The organism is Sporomusa intestinalis (genome assembly GCF_055383785.1).
In genome coordinates, this window is record NZ_AP042390.1 from 3,130,873 (window position 1) to 3,153,218 (window position 22,346).

24 protein-coding genes are annotated in these 22,346 nt (G+C 51.2%); 4 read left to right on the top strand and 20 right to left on the bottom strand.

The genetic code is table 11. The features are described from left to right. Positions 1-24: 24 nt before the first annotated feature. The 3 genes from ACZ481_RS14885 to ACZ481_RS14895 form a co-directional block, all read right to left on the bottom strand. Positions 25-696 carry a B3/B4 domain-containing protein gene (locus ACZ481_RS14885; protein WP_464766133.1) on the bottom strand — a complete coding sequence of 224 codons (672 nt, stop codon included), beginning with the start codon at positions 694-696 and terminating at the stop codon, positions 25-27. Between the two features lie 42 nt (positions 697-738). Further along, positions 739-1,209, bottom strand: a complete 471-nt coding sequence (gene ybaK, locus ACZ481_RS14890; protein WP_464766134.1) for a Cys-tRNA(Pro) deacylase — start codon at positions 1,207-1,209, stop codon at positions 739-741. Positions 1,210-1,483: 274 nt separating this feature from the next. Beyond that, positions 1,484-1,741 (bottom strand): CPF_0552 family protein, encoded by a 258-nt coding sequence (locus ACZ481_RS14895; RefSeq protein ID WP_464766135.1) that lies wholly within the window; start codon positions 1,739-1,741, stop codon positions 1,484-1,486. A gap of 162 nt (positions 1,742-1,903) precedes the next feature. On the opposite strand from ACZ481_RS14895, the gene ACZ481_RS14900 reads away from it, so the two are divergent. Both ACZ481_RS14900 and nadE read left to right on the top strand, forming a co-directional pair. Continuing rightward, positions 1,904-2,983 carry an HD-GYP domain-containing protein gene (locus tag ACZ481_RS14900; RefSeq protein WP_464766136.1) on the top strand — a complete coding sequence of 360 codons (1,080 nt, stop codon included), beginning with the start codon at positions 1,904-1,906 and terminating at the stop codon, positions 2,981-2,983. A 362-nt stretch (positions 2,984-3,345) separates the two neighbouring features. Then, positions 3,346-5,235: an NAD(+) synthase gene (gene nadE / locus ACZ481_RS14905; RefSeq protein WP_464766137.1), complete on the top strand. Its 1,890-nt coding sequence runs from the start codon at positions 3,346-3,348 to the stop codon at positions 5,233-5,235. A gap of 82 nt (positions 5,236-5,317) precedes the next feature. Here the strand turns inward: nadE and ACZ481_RS14910 are convergent, their stop codons facing one another. The 3 genes from ACZ481_RS14910 to ACZ481_RS14920 all read right to left on the bottom strand — a co-directional run bounded on the left by ACZ481_RS14910 (position 5,318) and on the right by ACZ481_RS14920 (position 7,717). Further along, positions 5,318-5,683: a zinc ribbon domain-containing protein gene (locus ACZ481_RS14910; RefSeq protein ID WP_464766138.1), complete on the bottom strand. Its 366-nt coding sequence runs from the start codon at positions 5,681-5,683 to the stop codon at positions 5,318-5,320. Positions 5,684-5,700: 17 nt separating this feature from the next. Beyond that, on the bottom strand, positions 5,701-7,287 hold the full coding sequence (locus ACZ481_RS14915) for a hypothetical protein (RefSeq protein WP_464766139.1): 1,587 nt from the start codon (positions 7,285-7,287) through the stop codon (positions 5,701-5,703). A 151-nt stretch (positions 7,288-7,438) separates the two neighbouring features. Further along, the gene (locus ACZ481_RS14920; protein ID WP_464766140.1) at positions 7,439-7,717 is read right to left on the bottom strand and encodes a hypothetical protein; all 279 of its coding nucleotides are present in this window, start codon (positions 7,715-7,717) and stop codon (positions 7,439-7,441) included. Between the two features lie 243 nt (positions 7,718-7,960). Here ACZ481_RS14920 and ACZ481_RS14925 point away from each other — a divergent pair, with 243 nt between their 5' ends. Then, positions 7,961-8,167: a hypothetical protein gene (locus ACZ481_RS14925; protein ID WP_464766141.1), complete on the top strand. Its 207-nt coding sequence runs from the start codon at positions 7,961-7,963 to the stop codon at positions 8,165-8,167. A 130-nt stretch (positions 8,168-8,297) separates the two neighbouring features. Here the strand turns inward: ACZ481_RS14925 and ACZ481_RS14930 are convergent, their stop codons facing one another. The 14 genes from ACZ481_RS14930 to ACZ481_RS14995 form a co-directional block, all read right to left on the bottom strand. Continuing rightward, a complete protein-coding gene (locus tag ACZ481_RS14930; RefSeq protein ID WP_464766142.1) occupies positions 8,298-9,422 on the bottom strand; it encodes an ABC transporter permease in 1,125 nt (374 codons plus the stop codon). Next, positions 9,419-10,324 (bottom strand): ABC transporter ATP-binding protein, encoded by a 906-nt coding sequence (locus ACZ481_RS14935; protein ID WP_464766143.1) that lies wholly within the window; start codon positions 10,322-10,324, stop codon positions 9,419-9,421. The genes ACZ481_RS14930 and ACZ481_RS14935 overlap by 4 nt, the downstream gene beginning before the upstream one ends. Beyond that, positions 10,312-11,226, bottom strand: coding sequence for an ABC transporter ATP-binding protein (locus ACZ481_RS14940; protein ID WP_464766144.1), 915 nt, complete (start codon positions 11,224-11,226; stop codon positions 10,312-10,314). Before ACZ481_RS14940 ends, ACZ481_RS14935 begins: the two co-directional genes overlap by 13 nt. Continuing rightward, complete coding sequence (locus ACZ481_RS14945; protein WP_464766145.1) at positions 11,223-12,200, bottom strand: HlyD family secretion protein; 978 nt, start codon at positions 12,198-12,200, stop codon at positions 11,223-11,225. Before ACZ481_RS14945 ends, ACZ481_RS14940 begins: the two co-directional genes overlap by 4 nt. After that, entirely contained in the window at positions 12,190-12,789 is a 600-nt protein-coding gene (locus ACZ481_RS14950) for a TetR/AcrR family transcriptional regulator (protein ID WP_464766146.1), read from the bottom strand. The genes ACZ481_RS14945 and ACZ481_RS14950 overlap by 11 nt, the downstream gene beginning before the upstream one ends. 125 nt (positions 12,790-12,914) lie before the next feature. Beyond that, the gene (locus ACZ481_RS14955) at positions 12,915-13,499 is read right to left on the bottom strand and encodes a hypothetical protein (protein WP_464766147.1); all 585 of its coding nucleotides are present in this window, start codon (positions 13,497-13,499) and stop codon (positions 12,915-12,917) included. An 18-nt stretch (positions 13,500-13,517) separates the two neighbouring features. Then, positions 13,518-13,865 (bottom strand): CGGC domain-containing protein, encoded by a 348-nt coding sequence (locus ACZ481_RS14960; RefSeq protein ID WP_464766148.1) that lies wholly within the window; start codon positions 13,863-13,865, stop codon positions 13,518-13,520. Positions 13,866-13,929: 64 nt separating this feature from the next. Continuing rightward, positions 13,930-14,922, bottom strand: coding sequence for an ADP-ribosylglycohydrolase family protein (locus ACZ481_RS14965; RefSeq protein WP_464766149.1), 993 nt, complete (start codon positions 14,920-14,922; stop codon positions 13,930-13,932). Further along, the gene (locus ACZ481_RS14970) at positions 14,919-15,866 is read right to left on the bottom strand and encodes a carbohydrate kinase family protein (protein ID WP_464766150.1); all 948 of its coding nucleotides are present in this window, start codon (positions 15,864-15,866) and stop codon (positions 14,919-14,921) included. Before ACZ481_RS14970 ends, ACZ481_RS14965 begins: the two co-directional genes overlap by 4 nt. Positions 15,867-15,875: 9 nt before the next feature. Continuing rightward, positions 15,876-16,952, bottom strand: coding sequence for an ABC transporter ATP-binding protein (locus ACZ481_RS14975; protein ID WP_464766151.1), 1,077 nt, complete (start codon positions 16,950-16,952; stop codon positions 15,876-15,878). A 5-nt stretch (positions 16,953-16,957) separates the two neighbouring features. Continuing rightward, the gene (locus ACZ481_RS14980; RefSeq protein ID WP_464766152.1) at positions 16,958-17,749 is read right to left on the bottom strand and encodes an ABC transporter permease; all 792 of its coding nucleotides are present in this window, start codon (positions 17,747-17,749) and stop codon (positions 16,958-16,960) included. Between the two features lie 4 nt (positions 17,750-17,753). Beyond that, complete coding sequence (locus tag ACZ481_RS14985; protein ID WP_464766153.1) at positions 17,754-18,569, bottom strand: ABC transporter permease; 816 nt, start codon at positions 18,567-18,569, stop codon at positions 17,754-17,756. A gap of 97 nt (positions 18,570-18,666) precedes the next feature. Then, a complete protein-coding gene (locus ACZ481_RS14990; protein WP_464766154.1) occupies positions 18,667-19,755 on the bottom strand; it encodes an ABC transporter substrate-binding protein in 1,089 nt (362 codons plus the stop codon). A gap of 93 nt (positions 19,756-19,848) precedes the next feature. Next, on the bottom strand, positions 19,849-20,556 hold the full coding sequence (locus ACZ481_RS14995) for a GntR family transcriptional regulator (protein ID WP_464766155.1): 708 nt from the start codon (positions 20,554-20,556) through the stop codon (positions 19,849-19,851). Between the two features lie 293 nt (positions 20,557-20,849). Here ACZ481_RS14995 and ACZ481_RS15000 point away from each other — a divergent pair, with 293 nt between their 5' ends. Continuing rightward, positions 20,850-22,259: a sigma-54 interaction domain-containing protein gene (locus ACZ481_RS15000; protein WP_464766156.1), complete on the top strand. Its 1,410-nt coding sequence runs from the start codon at positions 20,850-20,852 to the stop codon at positions 22,257-22,259. Positions 22,260-22,346 lie beyond the last annotated feature (87 nt).

Genomic DNA, 22,346 nt, shown 5'->3' on the forward strand with positions numbered 1-22,346 from the left:
TCCCGCTGCCTGCGCCAGCATCATTTACTTTGTATGGACAATAGTTTTTTCCGTGACTGTGCCGCCATTGTAGCAAACAAACATATCGCCGGCAAAATCAAGGATCGCCTGCAGCTCATCGGTGCCGGCACATTCATCAGCATAAACAACGGCCAGAAGATTCTGGGTTGCCAGCGTGACTGCCGTCCGGCGGGCATCAGAGGTTGGATTGCCGAATACGCCGCTGCTGTCTGTTAAAAACGGTTTGTTTTCAGTTGAAACCACATGGCCGGCTATATTAACGTAACTGCCCTCGCTGGCCCGCCGATACATAATATCACTGTTGATCCGGTCTAAATCATACAGGCCGAAAGGCAATAAATATTTAATGGAACAGTAATTATTGACATCAACCGCACTATTAACGAAATACAGGTCTTTCTTTTGCAGCACCCGCCTTACCAGGGCTTCCGATGCCGGACGATAGCGCGACGGATCAAAATCAAGCTTTTTATACATATTGCGGACTGCCAGCACCCGGGGAAGTTTCGGTAATATATCCAGATTATAGGCCTTTGCCACTTCTGCCTGCAGCTTGGCAAACTCCTGACTCAAGCCTGGCGGTGTTCCCCGGACAACAACGTTCTTGACAGTCAGATAACCTAACCGGCTATTGGGAACAGCATCGCTGATACTGTTATGAATAGTAATCTCCATATAAAAGAACTCCTCCCCGGACAATTGAAAATCAAAATCTTATCAGTTACGGGCAATCTGACATAAGGAAGCATTTACAGCCTGTGCCAGTTTAGCGGGAGCAACGACCAGTTGACACCCCCTTATCCCGGCACTGACGGCAATGGCCGGCCACCTGTCGGCACTCTCATCCAGAAATACGGGATACCGTTTCCTGGTCCCCAGCGGCGACACCCCGCCTCTAACATAGCCGGTCAGCGGCTGAACCTCTTTTAACGGCACCATCTCCACCTTTTTATTGCCGCTGGCGGCAGCCAACGCCTTCAGGTCCAGCTCGGCGGCACCGGGAATGCAGGCCATAATGACCCCGGTTTTATCGCCGCTGGCCACTAAGGTTTTAAAAACCTGCGCCGGCGGCATGCCGACCTTTTCCGCCACACTGGTGGCGCTCAAATCCTGCTCATCCACTTCGTATTCTTTAAGTTCGTAGGCAATCTTAAGACCATCCAGGATTCTGGCGGCATTTGTTTTCATAAACCGTTTTAACCTCCGTAACGCCCCAAACTGCCAGGGCCTGTGCGCAGGCCGCCGGGGGGCAAGTTTCTGTCATTTATTACAAGCGGCACACAGCCGGACATTTTCACTACAGCCAATACAATTTCGGTAACAATACAGGCTTTTCCTGCTTATTCCACAAGCATATTACTGCCGCAGTCCCTATTTAGCTTTTGCATTTTTTCACAGTATATAATTGTTGCCTCAATTTGTCAATAAACAGTACGAGCGCGGGTGACCGCGCTCGTACATCCTATTCTAACGACATATACTTTACTTTTACATCAGGTATTGCGTTTAATTCCTGTTCAATGAGATCAACCGGCACATCCTCGCCGCACAGCTGCAGCAATATAATGCCGCTGTTCGTACAGCCGCCGACAGCCGCATCATGCAGACCCAGCCGCACCCGGATATGGCAGCCGTATTTAGTAAGTACATCTTGAACCTTTACAGCAGTCTCTACCCGATTAGCCTGGATAATCGCCATTATTGTCGAACAATTGGACACTGTAACACCTCCAGAAAATATACTTAATTATATTATTTATTCACGCCATTATAAAATCCCTGCTATTTCCCAGCAAATCAGTAAATTTTCCTGCCAATACCAGTATTGATAATGGAGGATTTTGCCAAATGCTGTTGAATAATATCTGCATGAGAGGTGCTTATGAGCGAAACTGCCGACGAAAAACGTAAAATTATCGAGCAACGGACTGATTTTCTGGTGCCGGGAATGGAATTAGCCCACGATATCTGTTCAGATGACGGCAAGATACTGTTTGCGAAAAACAGTATCCTCAGCCAGCATACTATTCAAAAACTGGGCAACTGGCAGATTCCCAAAGTTTTTATTTACAGTGAAGTGACCGCAGCCAATCCGCTTATCAATCCCAAACTGCAAAAATTTCTTAATACCTATAATCAGTCTGTCCTGGTAGTCCAAAAGGCCTTTGCTGATATTAGAGCCACACAGGAAGTTCCGCTTGAGGCCTTGGCCGCCACTGCCGCCGATATTACCGCCGATGTCACCGCGGCCGGCAATGTCATTGACCGGCTGTATAATCTGCCGCCCTGCGATGATTATACAATGTATCATAGTGTAAATGTCAGCGCCATTGCCGCCCTCATTGCCACCTGGCTCAATTATCCGCCGGAGCAGGTCAACGCCATTTCCCTGGCCGGCTTATTGCATGATGTCGGCAAAGCCCGCTTAAAGCCCGAATTGCTGCATAAGCCTTTTAAACTGGCCCCGGCCGACTACGAGCAATACAAGAAACATGTCGCCTACGGCTATGAGCTTGTCAGCAAAATTCCCGCTGTAGCCCAGAGCATCGCCGCCGCCGTCTTTCAGCATCATGAGCGCCGGGACGGCAGTGGCTATCCGGGTGGAATTACGGATTATTATATTCATCCCTATGCCAAAATTATCGCCGTAGCCGATTTCTATGACGAATGCCTCACAATTAACCGGGAAGATCCGCATACAAGATTAAGCCCTTATTTGAGTTTGCAAAAACTGCGCGATAACGTCTACCGCCTTGATCCCAAAGTCTGCATCCTCTTTATTGACAACATGTCAAACTTTCTTTCCGGCAACAGGGTAGCGCTTACCGACGGCCGTGAGGGCCGGGTGGTATTTATCAATAAGGAGAAACCTTCCCTGTCCATGGTCCAGCTTGACAACGGATCAGTGCTTGATCTCTCTGAACAGCAGGAGGTCAGTATTCATTATGTGCTGCGTAGTTAAAAGCCGCCCGGAGGCGGCTTTTTTTAGGTCTACCAGAATTTACAAATAAATCTGTGGACATAAGAACGACGGCAGACTAGGGTGTCTTGGCCATGTTATATTTTAGTTTTAGGGCGAGACAAAATGGCAAAGGGCAAGGAAGCGCCGACGACGCATACTGGAAGGGGTCTGCTAGGAGGGGCTGACGCCGCCATTGGCCATTTTGGCCGTCATCAAACTAAAAAGATAATGTGGTCAAGACACTGGATGTCTAAAGCTGACAAAGTTACAAATAATACATATATAACAGAGCGGGGAAGGACAAGTGCCGGCAGGCAGCGAAAAGTACAATTTATGTCATTTGTACGATTGAGGTGAAGATTTTGCTCAGAATTGCATTAGGCCAGATGGAGGTAATCCCCGGCAGGCCAGACTTAAATACCGCTAAAATGTTAACGATGATTACTGATGCCTGCCAACACCAGGCAGATATCATTATCTTTCCGGAAATGGCCATCCCCGGTTATCTGCTGGGTGATGCCTGGGAGCAGCAAGCCTATTTACGGGATTGCGAGGCTTTTGGCCGCCAGATTATTGCCGCCGCCCGGAACATCTGCGTCATTTTCGGTAATGTGGCAGTGCACTGGGACAGGCATGGCGATGACGGGCGGGTACGCAAGCATAATGCTTGCTTTGTTGCCCACAACGGCCGGTTGATTGCCGCCCGCATCAAAACCCTCCATCCCAATTACCGGGAATTTGACGATACCCGGCATTTTGTCAGCCTACGGAAACTGGCATTTGAACAAAAACAAGCGATAGAGTCGCTATTAACACCGGTAACTATAACCCTCCGGGGCCGGGAGTATAGGCTTGGCTGTATTATCTGCGAAGATGGCTGGAATGACGATTACAGCCTGGATCCCATTGCCGCCTTGCAAGCCAACGGCCCGTTAGACTTACTTATTAATATTTCCAGCTCCCCCTTTACCAGGGGCAAAAATAATAAGCGCAACCGGGTATTCTCCCGCCAAGCCCGGGAAGCAGGCACGCCCCTGCTGTATGTTAATAACACGGGCTTGCAAAATAACGGCAAAACCGTCTACACCTTTGACGGTTTCAGCACCGTATACAACAGCGCCGGCCAGATTGTCGCCTATTGCCAGCCCTTCACAGAAACAGTTGCCTATCTTGAGCTTGACGTGGACACAGGCGGCCAGAACCTGCCCCTGGTAGAGGTGCCTGATGACTTTACCGTCAGCAGCCTGTACCAGGCTATCCATTACGGTGTTAAGCAATTCCTGCAGTCTGTCGGCATAACCAAGGTGGTTATCGGGGTATCGGGCGGCATTGACTCGGCGGTAGCTGCCGCTTTATACGCCAGTATCCTCAGCCCTGACAATATTTTATTAGTAAATATGCCCAGTAAATTCAATTCCCAGACAACCAAGGACCTGGCTGAACAACTAGCCCGCAATCTTGGCTGCCTGTACACCGTTATGCCGATCGGTCAGGCCGTGGAACATACAGCCGCGCAACTAACCGGCACCCCTGTAATCCATCTTGGCAGCGGCCGGCAAAGCAAGCTGTCTGTTTCGTCCTTTGCGCTGGAAAATATTCAGGCCCGGGACCGGTCAGCCCGGCTGCTCGCCGGTATAGCCGCCGCTTTTGGCGGCGGCTTCACCTGCAATGCCAACAAAAGCGAGCTTACCGTCGGCTACTCTACGCTGTACGGCGACCAGGCCGGCTTCCTGGCCGCCCTGGCTGATCTTTGGAAACACCAGGTCTATCAACTGGCAGAGTATCTAAATACGCAGGTGTTTAACCGGGAAGTGATCCCGCAGGCGGCCATTGCGCTAGTGCCAAGCGCCGAGCTTTCTTTTGATCAATCTGTTGACGAAGGCAAGGGCGATCCCATCATCTACCCCTATCACGACTTTTTATTCCGGGCGTTTATGGAGTATTGGAACAGGGCAACCCCGGAGGATATCTTGCACTGGTACAGCCAAGGCCCGGCTGTGCTTGAACAACAACTGGGCTGCGAACCCGGTCTGGTAAGCAGCCTCTTCCCGGGACCGCGTGAATTCATCGAGGACCTGGAGCGTTGGTGGCGCCTCTATACCGGCATGGGCGTGGCCAAGCGGATTCAGGCACCGCCGGTCCTGGCCGTCAGCCGCCGGGCCTACGGCTTTGATCATCGCGAAGCCCAAAACAGCGTGTATTTTACGCAGGAATACCAGCGTTTAAAAAATCAGTTATTATCTGTACCTTGAGTTTCTACCTTACCCTTACGCCCCAATCACGCTTATAAAACGCGAAAACGCGGCTGCGCTAGCAGTCGCGTTTTCTTATGCCTTATCTTCTAAAAAGCCGCAACAGCCAGACGGTGGCAAGCACCGCCCCGACCGCCAGCAGAATAAATAACAGCAGAGGCAGGAAAAAGAATATCAATAAAGCAAAAACAGCAGCGATAATCAATTTCCCTGTCCAGCCGGACGATTCGAAGGCAATATTAATTCCCTTCACCTTGTTCCTGCTGCCGGGGTCATAACCCGTATACCGCCCCTGGCCTTCGCCCTGGGTGCTGCTGTCTTCAATAGTAATTCCATCAAAATTATCACGTTCCTGGCGGCTGAGCACCTTAACTGCCAGTTCCTGGCCGCAATGGGGGCAGCAGCCGGCCCCGGCTTCTACGTGGGCACTGCAATTAGGACATTCCATTTTCTACCCTCCTTACCTTACTGCAAATCATATAATAAAGCAACCATGCCTTCTTCACTGAGATAGCGGAGATCATAACGCTCCAGTTTCAATACGTCAAACATTTTAGCCCGGTTTACACTGATGCTGGATTTGCTTACCGCCATTTCCTCCGCCAGCGTTTCGGCCGGCACCTCGGCCTCACCGGTATTAATCTGGGAATAAGCATAAATAACGGCAGAGGCCCAGGCAGCCGGCTTACGGACATTTACGTTGCCCATGCCGGCAAAGTCCTCCCACAGCTTGCGGGCCAGCACGGCATCATGGTAGGAATAACCAAATTTAGGCATAAACTGATCAATCAGCTCGGAAACCTCACTATTGGCGGCACTGTCCCTATCTGGACTGACAGGCTGGGGAAATACCCGCTCCACCTGGGCATAGGAGGTAACATTAACCCTGGCCCAGGTAGCCAGGAGATCAATGGTATGCCGAACCGCATTCGCATGACGCTCAACAAAATCATCCCAGGTCGCATCAGGCTGCTGCACCTGCAGCATAACCTTCTGCCTGATAATCTCTTCTTTAATCCGCCGGCGTAAATTACTGCTGATCTCCACACTGGTAATAAAGTTAATCATGACCAGCTCTTTCTCCTCTTGCTGCAGAAAAACATGGCCGTAAAACAATAATTTTTTTACAAGCTTATAGTCAAAATTAGGATTAGGCAGGCGGAATTTTTCTTCTGTCAGCAGATTAACGCATTCAACCCAATCCTGATTCAATACGCTTTCCACATAAAACACCGTGAATTTTGCCCCCATCAGCTCCTGCAGTATCTTTCGCTCTTCGCTTGCCAGACGCTCACTGCAGTCCATATGAAACTGGACCAGCGGCGTTCTGTCGTTGGCCAGCAAATGATAGTCAAAAAGAAAATAATCCCAAAATCCCAGCCAGAACTCATCGTCGTTTTCATTGTCCGGCATTTGGTTTAAAGGGCCGAGATACAACATCAGGGCCCGGTCAAAGTCATTGACAAAATTTTCCTGTTGAAAATAGGCACTGAACTTAATCATCAGACGCTCTACCGCCTCGCCCACAATGCGCCCGATATCCTGGGGCATAGTCAGCAACGATTTGGCTGTCAGGCCTGTGTCGTCAGCAGACAGCTGCAAGTCCTCCTGCCCGGTATCAACCTCGATAAACTTAAGCCGTTTGCCGCCGGTCATATACTCCATCGCCTGTTGCAGCCCCGCTGTTTCGGCAATGATTTTCCTGGTAGCCAAATAGCCGTAAAAATCCTGCAGTACCGCAAATAGATGGCGGACACTCCTGAGACTGGGCTTAAAATCCTCGATCTGGACAATCATCCATTCGACGGCCAGGCTATACTCGGAAGCTGTCATCTCATCGACAACCGTCTCCCCCGCATAGGCCAGGTACAGCACAAACATCTGCAGATTGCGCCAGGCATCCTTAAGGTCCTCATCGCTGGCCCCCTGCCAGGCCTTTTGCCGGAGAAAACCCTCAATCCATTCCCGCTTTATCGCTATATCCCATTCGGCTTCTTCATCAAAAAAAACACGAACTTCCTCATAGACATTGTTTATGTTAGTCATGGTCACCCTTTTAGCTCCTTTAAACACGTTAACGCACCTATTATAACATGGTTACCCCCTCAAAACCAATAGTATGCCCGGTTACCGGAATTGTTTCACAGATCCGCAGCATATAAGAAATCTCCCCGGCACCTGGCCGGGGAGATTTCTCATGGCCTTACAATTTGCCGACAAGTACCGGTGCGGTGCCGGCAGCAGGCGCCGCCGGGGGGACAGACCAGTCCAAATAAAAATAGGTCTGCTCCACCTCCGCCAGGGAGGCATGCCGGCGCCACAGATAGGGCGGTTGGCCAAAAGCCACAACATATCCACCGTCTTCCGGATACACAAGCGCCTTTACCAGTTTCTCCGCGGCCGGCCGGTTCGCGCAAGACGAAAAGCCGCCGGACTGACGCCAGGCCGATATGGGAATAATCTGACCAAACTCATTTTTCACAGATTTTCGCCTCCATTTCTAGCTTTCCCTGGTATTATTAAATTATTTTTCTTGACTATATTCACCATTTATAATATAATAAAAAAGATTATTGACCATCTGGTTTAAAACCCCTATTTAGAAAAAGTAATTCTCCGGATTTCTCTTGTTCTAATAGTAAATTGGTAATAGTCGAGGGTAATTGCGGCTGATTGCGTTTGGTAACGCAATGAATTACCAATATTTTTTAAGGAGGAATCAGGTATGAGTATGAAGCAGCGTATTTTGCAACTGATAAAACGCTTAGCCTTTTTAGGTTATTGCCGCTTTGAGATCGAAAGCATTGTCAAAGAAGCGATTGGCAGCACCTTTGTCAATAACTTAAATACATCGCAAGAACTTGCGGTTGTTCAGCAGTTAGAGTTGTACGAGCGATTAGGCCAAGACTATCTGCAAACCTATAGTAAATAAGTGAATGAGTAAGGCTGACGCCACCCAGGTCAAAAACAACCTGGCCGGCGTCAGCCTTTTTGTTATTTGTTACTCATTCAACGTTTCTTTTACCAGCCGGCGGGATTCTTCCCCCCCTTGCCGCTGTGCATCAGGCGATTTTCTTTTGAAATTTCAGGATGCTGAGCGACAGGGCAGCCACGATATAGACGATTAAGGCCAAAACCTGGGACCATAAGAAGTTGAGGCCGATTCCTTTCAGCACAATCCCCCGCAGGATCTCCAGATAAAATGTCAGCGGCAGCAAATGTCCCAGTTGATAAAACAGCTGCGGCATTGCCTCCCGGGGAAACATAAAGCCGGATAACAGCACACTGGGGAGAAAAATGAAAAAGGACAGCTGCATCGCCTGCATCTGGGTCTTGGCCAGGGTGGAGATAAGAACACCTAAGGCTAGGGAGGCAATAATGAACAGCGTGGTCAGGCCGTACAGCAGGCCAAGACTGCCCCGCAGCGGCACGTCAAAGACGAGCGCCCCCACCGCCAGGGCCAGTGTCGCCTGGACATAGCCGACAAAGATATATGGGATAATTTTGCCCAGCATCAGTTCATGGGACTTCATTGGGGTGACAATCAGCTGCTCCAGCGTGCCCCGTTCCCGTTCGCGGACAATGGCCATCGACGTAATCATAACCATTGTCATGGTGAGGACAACGCCCAAAATGCCGGGAACCGTATAAAAAGGCGAGATGAAGTCCGGGTTGTACCAGGGCCGGATGCGAATGTCAACAGGCAGCTCGGCCTGCCGCCCCTGCAGGCCCTGCAGCCGCTGAGCCAGGATTTCCTGGGACCGGAGCTGGCCGATCAACTGGGCGGAAGCGATGGCCGAGGAGGCGGTCATCGAGTCAGAGGCATCAACAATAACCTGTACCGCCGCACTGCGGCCATGTTTGATATTTTCCGTGTAATCAGGCGGGATAATAATCCCCACTTTGCTTTTGCCGCTTTCGACAGCTTCCGTCACCTCCTGGAAATTGGTTGCAATATATTTAATATTAAAATATTCACTGGCCTGAAAAGCCGACAGCAAGTCGCGTCCCTCCTGCTGCAGCGACTGGTCAAACACGATGGTGGAGAGATGCTTGACATCGGTGTTGATGGCAAAACCAAACAGCAGGAGCTGAATGATGGGCAGCCCCACCATCATCCCGAACGTCAAACGGTCACGGCGCATCTGGATAAACTCTTTAATCAGCAAGGCTCTCAGACGAATCACACCACCAGCTCCTTCCGCTTCGTTTTGACATAATACACAAAAACATCTTCAAGCGACGGCTTTATCGGCCGGTAAGCAAACTCCTGATAGTCTGCCAGCCGGTTTTCACCAATAAGCACATGGACAGTTGTGCCATAGGGGTACATGTCAAGCACCTCCAGCTGCCGCGCCGTTAAGGCATTAAACAGCGCCATCGGGTCCGGGGCGGGAATCTCTATCAACAGACCCGGCAGGTTCCTTTTAAGGTTAGCCGGCGTATCATCGGCAATCAGCATCCCTTCGTAAATAAAGCCGATGGCGTCACAATGCTCCGCCTCATCCATGAAATGGGTCGTCACCATCACCGTGGTTCCCTGCTGGGCCAGTTGATAGATAATATCCCAGAACAGGCGGCGGGACATGGGATCAACGCCGCCGGTGGGTTCGTCCAGAAACAGCAGCGGCGGGTTGTGGAGAATGGAGCACCCCAGGGCCAGCCGCTGTTTCCAGCCGCCGGACAAGGTAGCCGTAAGGTCATGCCGGCGCCCGTCCAGGCCGGCCATCGCCAGCATGTCCCGGATCCGTTCGTGCCGCCGGGCACCTGTCAGGCTGTACAGGCCGGCATAAAACTCCAGGTTTTGCAATACCGTGAGATCTTCATATAAACTGAATTTCTGGGACATATAACCGATCTTAGCCTTAATGGCCTCACTCTGGCCCGCCAGGTCCAGGCCCAGCAGGCGGCCCCTGCCCTGCGAGGGCGCAAGGATGCCGCACAGCATCCGGATTGTGGTCGATTTCCCCGAGCCATTGGGGCCGAGAAAGCCGTAAATACTGCCTTGCGGGATGCGCAGGCTGACCTGATTAACCGCCGTAAAATCACCGAACACCCGGGTAAGATTTTCCGTTTCTATGGCGTACATGGGCCCCCTCCTTCCCCGGCAAAATAGACAAAAATATCCTCTAAGGTCGGGGCGATCTCCTGCAGCGAATACTCCCCCAGCCCGGCTGTGCGCAGGGCCTCTTCCACCTGGGGGACCACCGCCGGATCATGCGCAGTAACCAGATGGTAGCGGTCGCCAAAAGAGTTTACGGCCAGCACCGGGCACCGGGCCAGCACCGTCTTTACCGCCTTGCTCTCAACCGTTAGCTCCAGCAGGCGGAAAGGATACCTGGCTTTCAGGTTAGGCGGCGTGTCGCAGGCAACAATCCGGCCCTGATTCATAAAGGCCACGGACGTGCACAGTTCAGCTTCATCCATATAAGGAGTGGAGACTACAATTGTCGTGCCTTCCTGATTAAGGCGATATAGCATTTGCCAGAATTCCCGCCGGGACACCGGATCAACACCGGTAGTCGGTTCATCCAGAAAAAACACTTTCGGCCGGTGCATCAGCCCGGCTGCCAGGGCCAGTTTCTGCTTCATCCCGCCGGACAGATTATCGGCCAGACGGTCTTTAAACGGCAGCAGGTTGGTAAAGGCCAGGATCTCTGTGCCCAGCTGCTCCACCCGCTGTCTACCGGCCCCGTATAATGCACCAATGACCCGGATGTTTTCCATCACGGTGAGATCCCCGTACAGACTGAATTTCTGGGGCACATAACCGATCTGGTCTTTTACCGCTTCCGCATTGTCGCTGCCCAGCAGGCTTATTTGTCCGGAGGAAGGGGCCATAATGCCGGTAATCATCCGGATTGTGGTCGTCTTGCCGGCGCCGTCCGGGCCTACCAGCCCAAAGATACTGCCGGCTTTAATCTCCAGGCTAAGATTGTCCACTGCCGTCAGCAGGCCAAACCGCCGGGTTACATTTGTTAAACAAATCATTGCAGCACCACATCGGCCGGCATGCCCGGTTTCAAAATGCCTTCGCTGTTATCAAGCTTTACTTTAACGGCAAATACCAGATTGGCCCGTTCGCTTTGGGTTATGCTCTGGCGCGGGGTAAACTCGGCTTTCTGGCTGATTTCCTTGATTTCCCCCCTGAATACGCGCTGGGGGAAAGAGTCAACCTTAACCTGAGCCTCCTGGCCAACGGCAATCAGCCCCAGCTGGGTTGACGGCACATAGACCTTAAGCCAGCAGTCACTCATATCGCCGACGGTGAGTACCGCCGCCCCGGGGTTGACATACTCGCCGTTTTCAAAGCTTTTAACTAGAACCAGGCCGTTAATCGGACTCAGCACCACCGTGTCTTCTACCAGCGTCCGGCTGGCCGCCAGCACCGCCTTACTGCGTTCTACCTCCTGCCGCTGCGCCTCAATGGTTTCCTGGCGGCTGCCCTCAAGCCCCAAATTATAACGCTGGCTGGCTGCTACCATGGCATTATAAGCCACATCTACATTGGAACTGGCCGTATCCAGCTGCTGGACTGAGACAGCCCCGACATTATACAGACTTTGATAGCGTTCATAATCTTGCCGGGCTTTCTCATATACCGAACGGGCCGAAGCCAGCGCGGCCTCCATTTCCTGCAGCTCCTGGCTGCGCGGACCGGCCTCCAGGTCCCGTAGCTGGGCAACCGCTTTGGCTAGCGCCGCCTCATCCCTAAGCACCTGGGCTGCTAAATCGTTTCGCGTTACCCGGGCAATTTGTTGCCCGGCCTGTACCGTATCGCCAACCTGGCTTGTCAAGTTGGTCAAATACCCATTGACCTTGGGCATAATATCGGCTCTGGTGACTTCAATCGTACCGGTAGCCGTAATGGCGGCCGGGACCGGCCGGAGATATTGGTACGCGGCCCCGCCGGCGGCAATAATAACAAGCACGGCCCCGGCCAGCAGCTTCTTATTAACCATCATGATTTTTCACCCCGTTCAAAAAAATCTCTATAGCATCCATGGCATACTGTACATCCTGATCTGACTCGCTTGCGGCAAAATGACGGGTTATCGGCCTGGCAATAAAATAAAAATTCATGATCCCCGCCAAAGCCAGTGTCGCCGTATGAACATCCAGATCCTTGCGGAACTCGCCGGCGGCAATGCCTGCCCGCAGCGTCGCCGTTATAAACAAATAGATGCGTTCAATATATTTTTGGATAACCGGGGCAAAAAATTTGGAGGGATTTAATAATTCGCCCATAAGAAATTTGGTTAAAAAGGGCATTTTTTTGTGAACAGCTACTACATTATGGGCATAGCCCACAATTTTGTCGGTCGACGAGGCGCCGCTCCCCTTTACCCTGTCCAGCAGCTCATTGATCGCCGAAAACTGCTTTTCCAGGATTGCCGCATACAGTCCCTCCTTACCGCCAAAATAGTACGAAATTAAAGCACTGTTGGTGCCCGCTTCGTTAGCCAGCTGCCTTATCGACACCCCGGCCAGCCCTTGTTCGGCAAACAGTTTTTCACCCGCCGCCAGCAGTTTTTCCTTGGCGTCTTTTTCCACAAATTCACCTCTTCTCCCTTTAATTAATCGATTGATTAAATTGTACGCCTTCCCGGCTGACCTGTCAAGAAAATTCAAACAAGGACTGTATGGCATTATACAGTCCTTGTTCCGGCCGGCAAAATTCAGGCCGGCCCGCTGCCGCTCCGGCCGTTATTCATCAATCTTCTTAAACACCGGGCCAAGCCGAGGAATTCAGCCTCTACCGAACGCATGCCCCGTTCGGCAAAGTCGGCGGTCGAATACAAAGGCGGGGCGACAGCAAAAATACCCCGGTAATGCAACTGCTCGAATTCGTGATGGAGCAGCGCGTTGTCGACAGCCCCGATCTGCCGGCATTCCGAAGCCGTTAAAGCGCCAATGCCAAACTTTTGATAGATGACGGTTTGGAGCTTGTGTTCAATTTTTTTGTAATCATCCAGATAGTATTTAACCGGTCTGGTTATATCGGAAATATAGGCTTCGCTGGCATCATGCAGGAGACAGGCCAGCCGGATTCTCACCGGCAACCCTCTGGCAGCGGCCTCCCGCGCGCAGTTGATTGAATGCTGGGCAACGCTGTAAAAGGTTCTAAAATGGCCGTTGGCCCGGCACATCTGTGCCAGGGCATGGGCAATATCCTTTATTTTTACCTCCTCTGCCCGGGGGGCAAGGGGATAAAACAAGGTGTTGGTATAGGTTAAAATCGCCTGTTCCCGTTTGGACCGCATGATATCCCCCCTCAAAACTTAGCCGCTTACCTGCCTTTTGCTGTTGATTGTGGCTTGTTCCCGGCCTGCCGGCGCCCCATGGGTATAGCCGACAACATCGAAATACTGGCCGAGCTGTTTAGCCAAAGCCGCGTAGTTTTGCGCCTTCGCCCGCAGGCAGGATGATAAATGCACTACCTCCACACCGTTTTTTCGCAGCGTCGCGATCTTATGCTCAATATCCCCGCCGGCATGAGTAAACGCCACCAGCTCGATCGCCTCCGTGTAGCCGGCAAAAGCATCCTGCCGCTGAAAAAAAGCGTTAAGGCAGCCTTTGCCGGTGCAACGCAGCATGGTTTCTTCCCTGACAAGTATCGCCAGCTTCATACCGCACCCCTGTACTCCTTTTTTCTGTTACCGGTCCTATTGCTCAAGACACAACACCGGCTCTTCAGTCCCTCCGGACCAGCCTGGCTGCCAGTTGTGCCAGATCTATGTGATTGACCGCCTGGATATGCTGCTTCCATTCGTCTTTAATCGCCGCCGCCCCGGCAAAAGCGCCGCCTAAGGCACCGACAATAGCGCCGTTGGTGTCGGCATCATCACCAATATTAATAACGGTAAGCAGGCTTTCTTCAAAATGGCCCTGGCCGGCATAAAAAACGCCCAGGCTGAGCGGGATGGATTCATAGCTTTTCATACCGGCACCAAGCAGCCGGTATAATAGGTTGCCAAGCTCTGTCAGGCTTTTGCCGGCATGACGGTCCACGGTTTCCATTGCCAGCCTGATTCTCGCCTCTACGGACGGAGCCGGAATATCATATCCCTGCTCCTCGCCGCAGCGGGCTCCATACAAAGCCGCCTCCATCACCTCGGTTATATTCTTATTGCCGGCGACAGCACAGGCAACCGCGGCGGCGACGGCGCAGGTTGCGCTGACTCCCGGTTTGCTGCCGTGAGACACAAGGGCCGACTCACAAGCCGCCCGGACGGCCTGCGGGATGTCCCCCTGATAATAAATACCGATCGGAGCAACCCGCATAGCCCCGCCGTTGGTATCACCGGTTTTCGCCCCTGCCAGATAGTCGGTGCCTTCGGTAATGGCCGTCAGAAATCTTCTGGTGCTGGGCCCAATCACAGTCGAAGCCAGCATATTATTGTTAATGGCCCATTCTTTCATTTTCGCGACAAACAGTTCTCTGTTAAAACCGGCGTGTTCAATTAGGACCGAGGCGATAATCAGGCTTTCCTCCGTGTCGTCCGTTATGGCCCCCGCTGTCAACATACCATGGGCAACCTGCGCTGCCGCCGGCTTATTAAACCCGCTGATCCGCCCGTAGGACTTTTCAATCTGCTGCGGCGTCATAAATGAGGCCGGCATGCCCATGGCATCACCAATCGCTGCGCCAATTAAACATCCATATGCACGATCTACTATCATCATGAGTCCCCTTTGATTAATTTTTTAATATCATCAAGGCTAAAATTGCCGTTGGGGCCAATAAAAGTCGTATTTAAGGCACCGCAGGCCGCCCCGAATTGCAGTGTTTCTTCCATAGTCAAGCCATGCAGGAAACCGTAAATGCAGCCGGCGGCAAAGCAATCGCCGGCACCGGTTGTGTCTACTGACCGGACCGCAAAAGCCGGGAGGTCATATTTTTTCTCCCCCCGATAGGCGGTTGCCCCTTCCCTGCCCTTCTTAATAATGACACAGTCAGCCCCCCGGGCCATTGCCCATTCTATAAAATCGCCGGCAATTGCCAGCCGCTCGCTGAGCTTAGTTATTTCTTTGCTATTCGGCAGCAAAATATTGCTCAGGCTTACTGCGGCCAGCAGAATATCCTGGTGAATCTCATGCACCAGCGGCCCCGGATCAAACATGACCGCCGCCCCCCGGGCCTTCAGTTCCCGGACGCAAGCGATAATTTCCCCGGCGTTTTGCGCCAGGAGGTAGTAACCGGTCAGATAAACGAGCGCAGTGGACGCCAGCAATGGCGCTGCGATCAAGGCAGCGGAAAATTTGCTCTCACAGCCCTTAAAAGTCATAAAGGTCCTTTCCGAAGAAGCGTCGACAATGACCAGAGAATAGCCGGTGCGCTGACCTGCCTGTACCTGGGCACAGTCCCGGGGAATATTGGCGGCCTGTAAATACGCTGCTATCGCCTGGCCGTCAGGATCGTCGCCGATGGTGGAAACAGGATAGGCGGCAATCCCTAGATTCTTCAGGGTGCAGGCCACATTGATCGTCGAACCGCCCACCCGCTCAAACGCTTCGCGAATTAATACATCCTCGCCTTTGGCCGGATATTCTCCCACCAGCAGGTATTTATCAATAATCAGCCCGCCCAGAACCAGGACGTTGTTCCTTGTAGGTTGATTACTCCGCATGCGGGTCACCTACTCATCCAGCAGGACACTGCCTGCCGGGTCCCAGGTTAAGTGTACTTCATCGCCGGGTTTAAACCGCTCACCGCCGTAAGAATTCTGAAGCTGAACAATGACTTCCGCCCCCATCACCTCCAGCCGAAAATTGGAAATGTTCCCGGCATAGGTGATAAATTTGACCCGCCCCCGCAAACAGTCCTGGCCGGCCGGGCGCCCGGCCGCCAAGCGAATCCGCTCCGGCCGCACGGCCAGAATGCAGGCCGTTCCCGGCTGCCGTCCGGCCTCAGCGCCCGGCGGTATCCGGATTTGTTCCCCGTTCTCCAGTTCCAGACAATAACGGCCCTGCTCAACGGCTTTGACTTTCACCGGAAAAAAATTGGACTGACCCAAAAAGCTGGCGACAAACGTATTGCCCGGTTTTTCGTACACCCCATGCGGCGTGTCCAGCTGTATAATCCTGCCGTTTTTCATCACCGCAATTTTATCTGACAGCGTTAACGCTTCCTCCTGATCATGGGTCACAAAGATCGTGGTAATGCCCAGGTATTTCTGGATTTGCCGCAGTTCGACCTGCATATCGACCCGCAATTTTTTATCCAGGGCGCTCAGACTTTCATCCAGCAGCAACAGCCGCGGTCTGATAACCAAGGCTCTGGCCAGGGCAACCCGCTGCTGCTGACCGCCGGACAATTGACTGGGTTTCCTTTTTTCAAACCCAGTTAATTGTACCATATCGATCGCTTCAGCCACCTGTTTTTTTATTGTCCCCGGGTCAAGCTGGCGCTGCTCCAGGCCAAAAGCGATATTTTGTGCGACTGTCATATGGGGAAACAGGGCATAGCTTTGAAAAACCATGCCTACATTGCGGCGATACACCGGCAGCCTGTTATAGACCTCGCCGGCCACCACGATTTCGCCGGCGTCCGGGCTTTCAAAGCCGGCGACAATTTTAAGTGTTGTTGTTTTGCCGCAGCCGGAAGGCCCCAGCAGCGACAAAAAAGTCCCTTGTTCTATACTGAGATTTATATTATCCAGGACCAGGTTGGCATCATAGCGCTTAGTCAAATTATTGAGCAAAAAATAAGACATGGGCATTACCTCCCAAAGATATTCTTAATTGAGGACTGCATCAAGGCTGCAATCAGTAGTATCATAGCCATAGTCACTACCAGGATAATGGTTGCCGCCGCATTAATCTCCGGGGTAAAGCCAAACTTTATGGAAGAATAAATCTCAATTGGCAGGGTACTGCTGCCGGCAGGGATAAGAAAATAGGAGATGACAAAATTGTCAAAGGAGATCATAAAGGCCAGGAACCCCCCGGCAATCAGCGCCGGCCAGATGTTAGGCAGGATAATCCGGTAAAAGGTTGTCCACTCGTTGGCCCCCAGACTATAGGCAGCTTCCTCCATCGATTTATCCATATCGGCAAGTCTTGCGCCGATAACCAGCACGGCATAGGGCAGGGAGATAACAATGTGGCCGCATAACAGCATGAACAGATTTTTGCTGAAGCCCAGCTCCGTGAGCAGCAGTAATAAAGCCAAGCCCATAATCAGCCAGGGAATGGTCAGCGGCATAAGCACCAGGGAATTGACAAGACTCCTGACCCGGCTGCGTCCTCCTGCCGGCAGGCCAAGCACCAGCGCGGTAGCCAGCACCACACAGATAACAGCTGTGATCGCGGCAATATAGACACTGTTGATGACCGCATCCATCAGTTTGGTATTAGCCAGCAGCACGCTGTACCAGTGGGTGCTGAAAGAAAAGGGCAGCGTATTGTAACGGGACTGATTGAAAGACATCAGCGCCAGCACAAAAACGGGAATATACAAAAATGAAAAAATCAGGGCTGCATACAGCCAGGCTAAGGCTTGCTTTTTCATACGGTTACCCCTCCTTGTTGCATCTCGCTGCCAGCCCCATTGACGCCAGTACCATCGCCAGCAGGATAAAAGCAATGGCAGCCCCGAAATTCCAGCCATAGATTTCAAAAAATTGATCTTCGATAATCGTGCCGATGACCGAGCCGTTAACCCCTCCCAGAATTCTCGGTTCAACAAAACTGCCCAGACAGGGTATAAATACCAGGATAGAACCTGTCAGTATTCCCACCTTACTCAGCGGCAGGGTGATTCTCCGGAAGGTGGTAAAGGGTGTGGCCCCTAAACTTTGCGCTGCGTCCAGGATAGCATCATCCAGCTTTTCCAGCGACATGAAAATTGTAATTACCATATAAGGAAAATAAATATGTACCAGCCCGATAATCACCGCGGTCTGGGTAAATAAAATCCCCAGGCTCCCCTCAAGCAGGTTCAAATTACGCAGGAATATTTCCAGCAGCCCGCCGTCCCGCAGCAGATTAACCCAGGAATAAGCCCGGACCAGGGCACTCGTCCAGAAGGGAATAATAATTAATAGCAGCAGCAGCCCTTTGCCCCGTCGGACCAGCTTGGCCATAATGTACGCCATCGGATAGGCGATGAGCAGGCAAATCAGGGTAACGGTCAGGCTTAACTGGATCGTTTTCGCGGTTAATTTCAGGTACAGCTCTTTGGAAAAAAAATCAGCATAGTTTTGCAAAGTAAACTCACCGTTCGGGCCACTACTTAAAAAGCTGAAATAGAGCATGATAAACAGCGGGACAACGCCAAAGGCAATAAGCATCAATACTGCCGGACTCATTAGCATGATTTTTCTCTTCATTTTTTCCTCCAGTCAACGCAGCCCGGCTGCGCCATTTCCACGTAAGTGAAAAAAGCAAGCCCAAAATCCTTTGGGCTTGTTGCTTATGGATACCAGATTACCGGGCTTTTACTTCCTGCCATAATTCATTCCAAGCCTTTTTTACTTCGTCTGGCTGATAAGCGATAAAATACAGCTTATTCAAGGATGCCTCATCCATGCAATTATCCTTTACCAGTTGCGGGTCCAGGGCGGCTGTCGCCAGGTTGTTCACAGGGGCAGGACCGCCGGATTTAGCCCAGTTTTCCTGGAATTCCTTGCTTAACATATAATCAATGAACTTATAGGCCAGGTCTTCATTGGGCGCGTTCCTCACAATGGCCCAGTTATCCACCCAGCCGATAGCGCCTTCGCGGGGGATGACAAATTTAATCGGCTGGCCCTCCTTTCTCATTAAAGCGGCTTGTCCGCTCCACATAACTCCCACGGCAATTTGATTATTGGCAAAAAGCTTGGACCACTCATCTCCTGTTTTCCAATAGGTCTTATTAAGGGGCTTCTGCTCCAGCAGTTTCGCTTTAATAGCCTGTAAATCAGAGGGCTTGTGGGGGTCTTGCCCCAAAGCGATGGCTGCCGTCATGACCGCATCATTAAAATCATCGCGGAAACCAATCTGCCCTTTATATTTTTCATCCCACAGCACATGAATACTGTCCACATTCTCTTTGATCATATTGCTGTTGTAGGCAATAGCCGTTGATCCCCAAACCCAGGGAATCGCGTAAGTTTTGCCATCCAGGCTGTTTTCCGGCAAGGTTTTAAACTTATCGGCAATATGCTGATAGTTAGCCAATTTGCCGGTATCAATCGGCGCCAGCAGATTTTCTTTCTCCGCCACCGGCAGTACGGAGGCATTAGGCAATACCACATCAATTTTACCCACGCCGTCGGTCCTTAGTTTTGTTAGCAATTCCTCTTCCGAAGACATATAGATATGTACTATCTTGCATTGGTACTTGTCTTCAAATTGTTTTACAACCTCGGCTTTGTCGGAACCATAATCCTTCCAATTGACAACCACCAGCGTTTTGACCTCTTTACCCGTTTCCGGCTGGCTTGATCTCAGGCCGCAGCCGGCAACCCCGGCGGCCATAATCCCGGCCAGCAGCGTTACCATAGCTGTCCGCAAAAAACCTTTTTTGTTCATGAATCCTCTTCCCCTCCAGTAAATTCTTAGACCTTGTCCATTCTATCCCCTTATCCGGTGCTCCACCGTGCTAAGGCCTGCTCTGCCCCCTGCCTATATTTCCATATTGGCAACCACTTTAAACTGCATATTCGGTCCATATACAACCCGCAGCCTCTCAATTTCCCGGTTTTCCCTGTCATAGATCCGGCCTGAAGCCAACAACAGGGGAGTATCCTTGTTTATGTTAAAGGTTTCTTGCATAACCGCATCGCCGGTTATCGCATTCATCGACAACTCGGCCCGTTTGGGAAAGATTTGATATGCTGTCCGCATAATATGGTAAAGGGAGCTGCCGCTGAATTCATACCGCTCCAGTCCGGGAAACAAAGCCAGGGGAAGCTGCGAGTAATCGATGGTTAAAAAAACAATCTTTTCGCCTTGTTTTACCCCTCTTATTCTGTCCAGTGCCAAATATTTTTTATTATCGACGGTAATAATGTCTTTTTTCAATATTACGGAATACGGGGTTTCGCCCCGGCTCGTAATATAGTCGGTAAAGCCGCCGAAATTCCAAACATTATAGGTTACCTCTTTAAAACACACATAGGTCCCTTTGCCATGTACCTGGCTTAATAGCCCTTCGTTAACCAGATCAGCGATAGCCCGGCGGATGGTGGTCCTGGTTATTTTATACCTTTGGGCCATCCGGGCTTCGGACGGTATGAGATCACCCTCTTTATATACCCCGCCCAGAATATCGTCACGCACTATTTTTGCCAATTGAACATAGAGTGGAATGGCGCTGTTCTTTTGTAACATACTGCTCTTCAACTTCTCTCATCCGGTTGTCTACTTGTCCGTATCACTTTATCGAATTATTTCGTCAAAAAACTATAAATCCCTGCCTGTATTATGGTTATTGTAGCAAATATTTCTTTATCTATGCACCGCTATACAGCAGCTCAGCCTGCCGCCCCGGGGGAGCGGCAGGGGTCGGTTGGCCAACACCTCCTAAATTCAAAATAATTTGAATTATAGGAGGTGTTTGTATATACAACGTCGTACTATTAGAAAAAATGAAGTATTAAATTGTTTTGGAGGGGAGGTTGCTTATGCCTCACAATTCGATTACATCAATCCAGCCGGGGTATGAACGAACATCAACAATTCCCAAGCCAAAAATCATCTTTGTTACCGATCAGAATGGGAATCTGCTTATTGCCAACACGGAGGCTGCTTTAACGGTCGGCGTACCCATGGAGCAGTTATTGAACCTAAATCTTGGTGAGCTTATACATAACGGTACACTCAATACTTCGTACACCCTGCGTGCCGCTAAAAATAAATGCATTGAGCAAGGCCTGGTGAAAACGAAATTTAAAATTGAAACCCATGCTGTCAGCCGGCCTGTTTTTCATCTTAACGGCGAATTGCTCTATCTGGTAACAACCTGTGTTTCCACCGCCGCCGACAGAAAGCCCCCCCGTGGCGGCGTAAACTTAAGAAACAGCCCAGCTTTAAAACATAATCTAAATATTGCCGGTTCAACTGAAGAGGCGATTGTCGCGGAGAGCAGTGCGATGAAAAACCTGTTGAACCAGGCTGCAAATGTAGCCAGATTAGACAGTCCGGCTATTCTTTACGGTGAATCAGGCACAGGCAAGGAGGTGCTGGCCCGGTATATTCACCGTCACAGCAACCGTGCCGGCGGCGCCTTTATGGCCGTCAACTGCGCCGCCTTATCGGAATCACTGGCGGAAGCCGAGCTTTTTGGCTATAATAAAGGCGCCTTTACCGGTGCCAATACCCAGGGCAATATCGGCTTAATAGAGGCTGCCGACGGAGGAACTTTATTCCTCGATGAAATTGCTGAATTGCCCCTGCCGCTGCAGGCCAAACTGCTGCGGGTACTGGAAACAGGCGAAATCCGCAGGCTGGGCAGCTGTGTCAATCTCACCAGCGATTTCCGGCTGATTGCCGCTACAAACAAGAATTTAAAAAAGATGACAGAAGACGGATCTTTCCGCAAGGATCTTTATTATCGCCTGCATGTCGTAGATTTGGTCCTGCCGCCGTTACGGGAAAGACCGGAAGACATACCGCTGCTGGCTTTGCACTTCTTAAGAAAATTCAATGTCAAGTATAATTTTAACATCGCCCTGGACAGCGGCATGCTGGCTGCTTTTCAGAGCTATGACTGGCCGGGTAATGTTAGAGAACTGCGTAATGCTGTAGAGAAATACATCGTTTTGGGCCTGCAGGACAATCCGGCTCAGATTCCGGCAACACTTTCAGCGGTAGGGAGGCAACTGAAGCATTCCCAGTATGCTATAGCCGCCGCCGGCGGCCAGGGATCACTGAAACAAGCCGTGCAACAGTTTGAGGAACAATATATTTACAGCATTTTAAAAGCCTGCGACTTCCGCACAGGCGAAGCCGCCAATCGTCTCGGTATTTGCCGGACAGTGCTCTACCGGAAGCTGAAAACATTCACCGGGATCGCTAAGCTCAAAGACAGCTAGATTATACCGTGTATACCGGAAGAAACCCTGCGCGGCTTTGGCTCTGCAGGGTTTTCCTACCGGGTCTGTTGGCTGCGGCCCGGTATG

Coding starts and splice junctions, on each gene's coding strand:
- ACZ481_RS14885 (WP_464766133.1), bottom strand. CDS start 696: ATGGAGATTACTATTCATAACAGTATCAGCGATGCTGTTCCCAATAGC.
- ybaK (WP_464766134.1), bottom strand. CDS start 1,209: ATGAAAACAAATGCCGCCAGAATCCTGGATGGTCTTAAGATTGCCTAC.
- ACZ481_RS14900 (WP_464766136.1), top strand. CDS start 1,904: ATGAGCGAAACTGCCGACGAAAAACGTAAAATTATCGAGCAACGGACT.
- ACZ481_RS14910 (WP_464766138.1), bottom strand. CDS start 5,683: ATGGAATGTCCTAATTGCAGTGCCCACGTAGAAGCCGGGGCCGGCTGC.
- ACZ481_RS14925 (WP_464766141.1), top strand. CDS start 7,961: ATGAGTATGAAGCAGCGTATTTTGCAACTGATAAAACGCTTAGCCTTT.
- ACZ481_RS14935 (WP_464766143.1), bottom strand. CDS start 10,324: ATGTACGCCATAGAAACGGAAAATCTTACCCGGGTGTTCGGTGATTTT.
- ACZ481_RS14940 (WP_464766144.1), bottom strand. CDS start 11,226: ATGATTTGTTTAACAAATGTAACCCGGCGGTTTGGCCTGCTGACGGCA.
- ACZ481_RS14945 (WP_464766145.1), bottom strand. CDS start 12,200: ATGATGGTTAATAAGAAGCTGCTGGCCGGGGCCGTGCTTGTTATTATT.
- ACZ481_RS14955 (WP_464766147.1), bottom strand. CDS start 13,499: ATGCGGTCCAAACGGGAACAGGCGATTTTAACCTATACCAACACCTTG.
- ACZ481_RS14960 (WP_464766148.1), bottom strand. CDS start 13,865: ATGAAGCTGGCGATACTTGTCAGGGAAGAAACCATGCTGCGTTGCACC.
- ACZ481_RS14965 (WP_464766149.1), bottom strand. CDS start 14,922: ATGATGATAGTAGATCGTGCATATGGATGTTTAATTGGCGCAGCGATT.
- ACZ481_RS14970 (WP_464766150.1), bottom strand. CDS start 15,866: ATGCGGAGTAATCAACCTACAAGGAACAACGTCCTGGTTCTGGGCGGG.
- ACZ481_RS14975 (WP_464766151.1), bottom strand. CDS start 16,952: ATGTCTTATTTTTTGCTCAATAATTTGACTAAGCGCTATGATGCCAAC.
- ACZ481_RS14980 (WP_464766152.1), bottom strand. CDS start 17,749: ATGAAAAAGCAAGCCTTAGCCTGGCTGTATGCAGCCCTGATTTTTTCA.
- ACZ481_RS14985 (WP_464766153.1), bottom strand. CDS start 18,569: ATGAAGAGAAAAATCATGCTAATGAGTCCGGCAGTATTGATGCTTATT.
- ACZ481_RS14990 (WP_464766154.1), bottom strand. CDS start 19,755: ATGAACAAAAAAGGTTTTTTGCGGACAGCTATGGTAACGCTGCTGGCC.
- ACZ481_RS14995 (WP_464766155.1), bottom strand. CDS start 20,556: ATGTTACAAAAGAACAGCGCCATTCCACTCTATGTTCAATTGGCAAAA.
- ACZ481_RS15000 (WP_464766156.1), top strand. CDS start 20,850: ATGCCTCACAATTCGATTACATCAATCCAGCCGGGGTATGAACGAACA.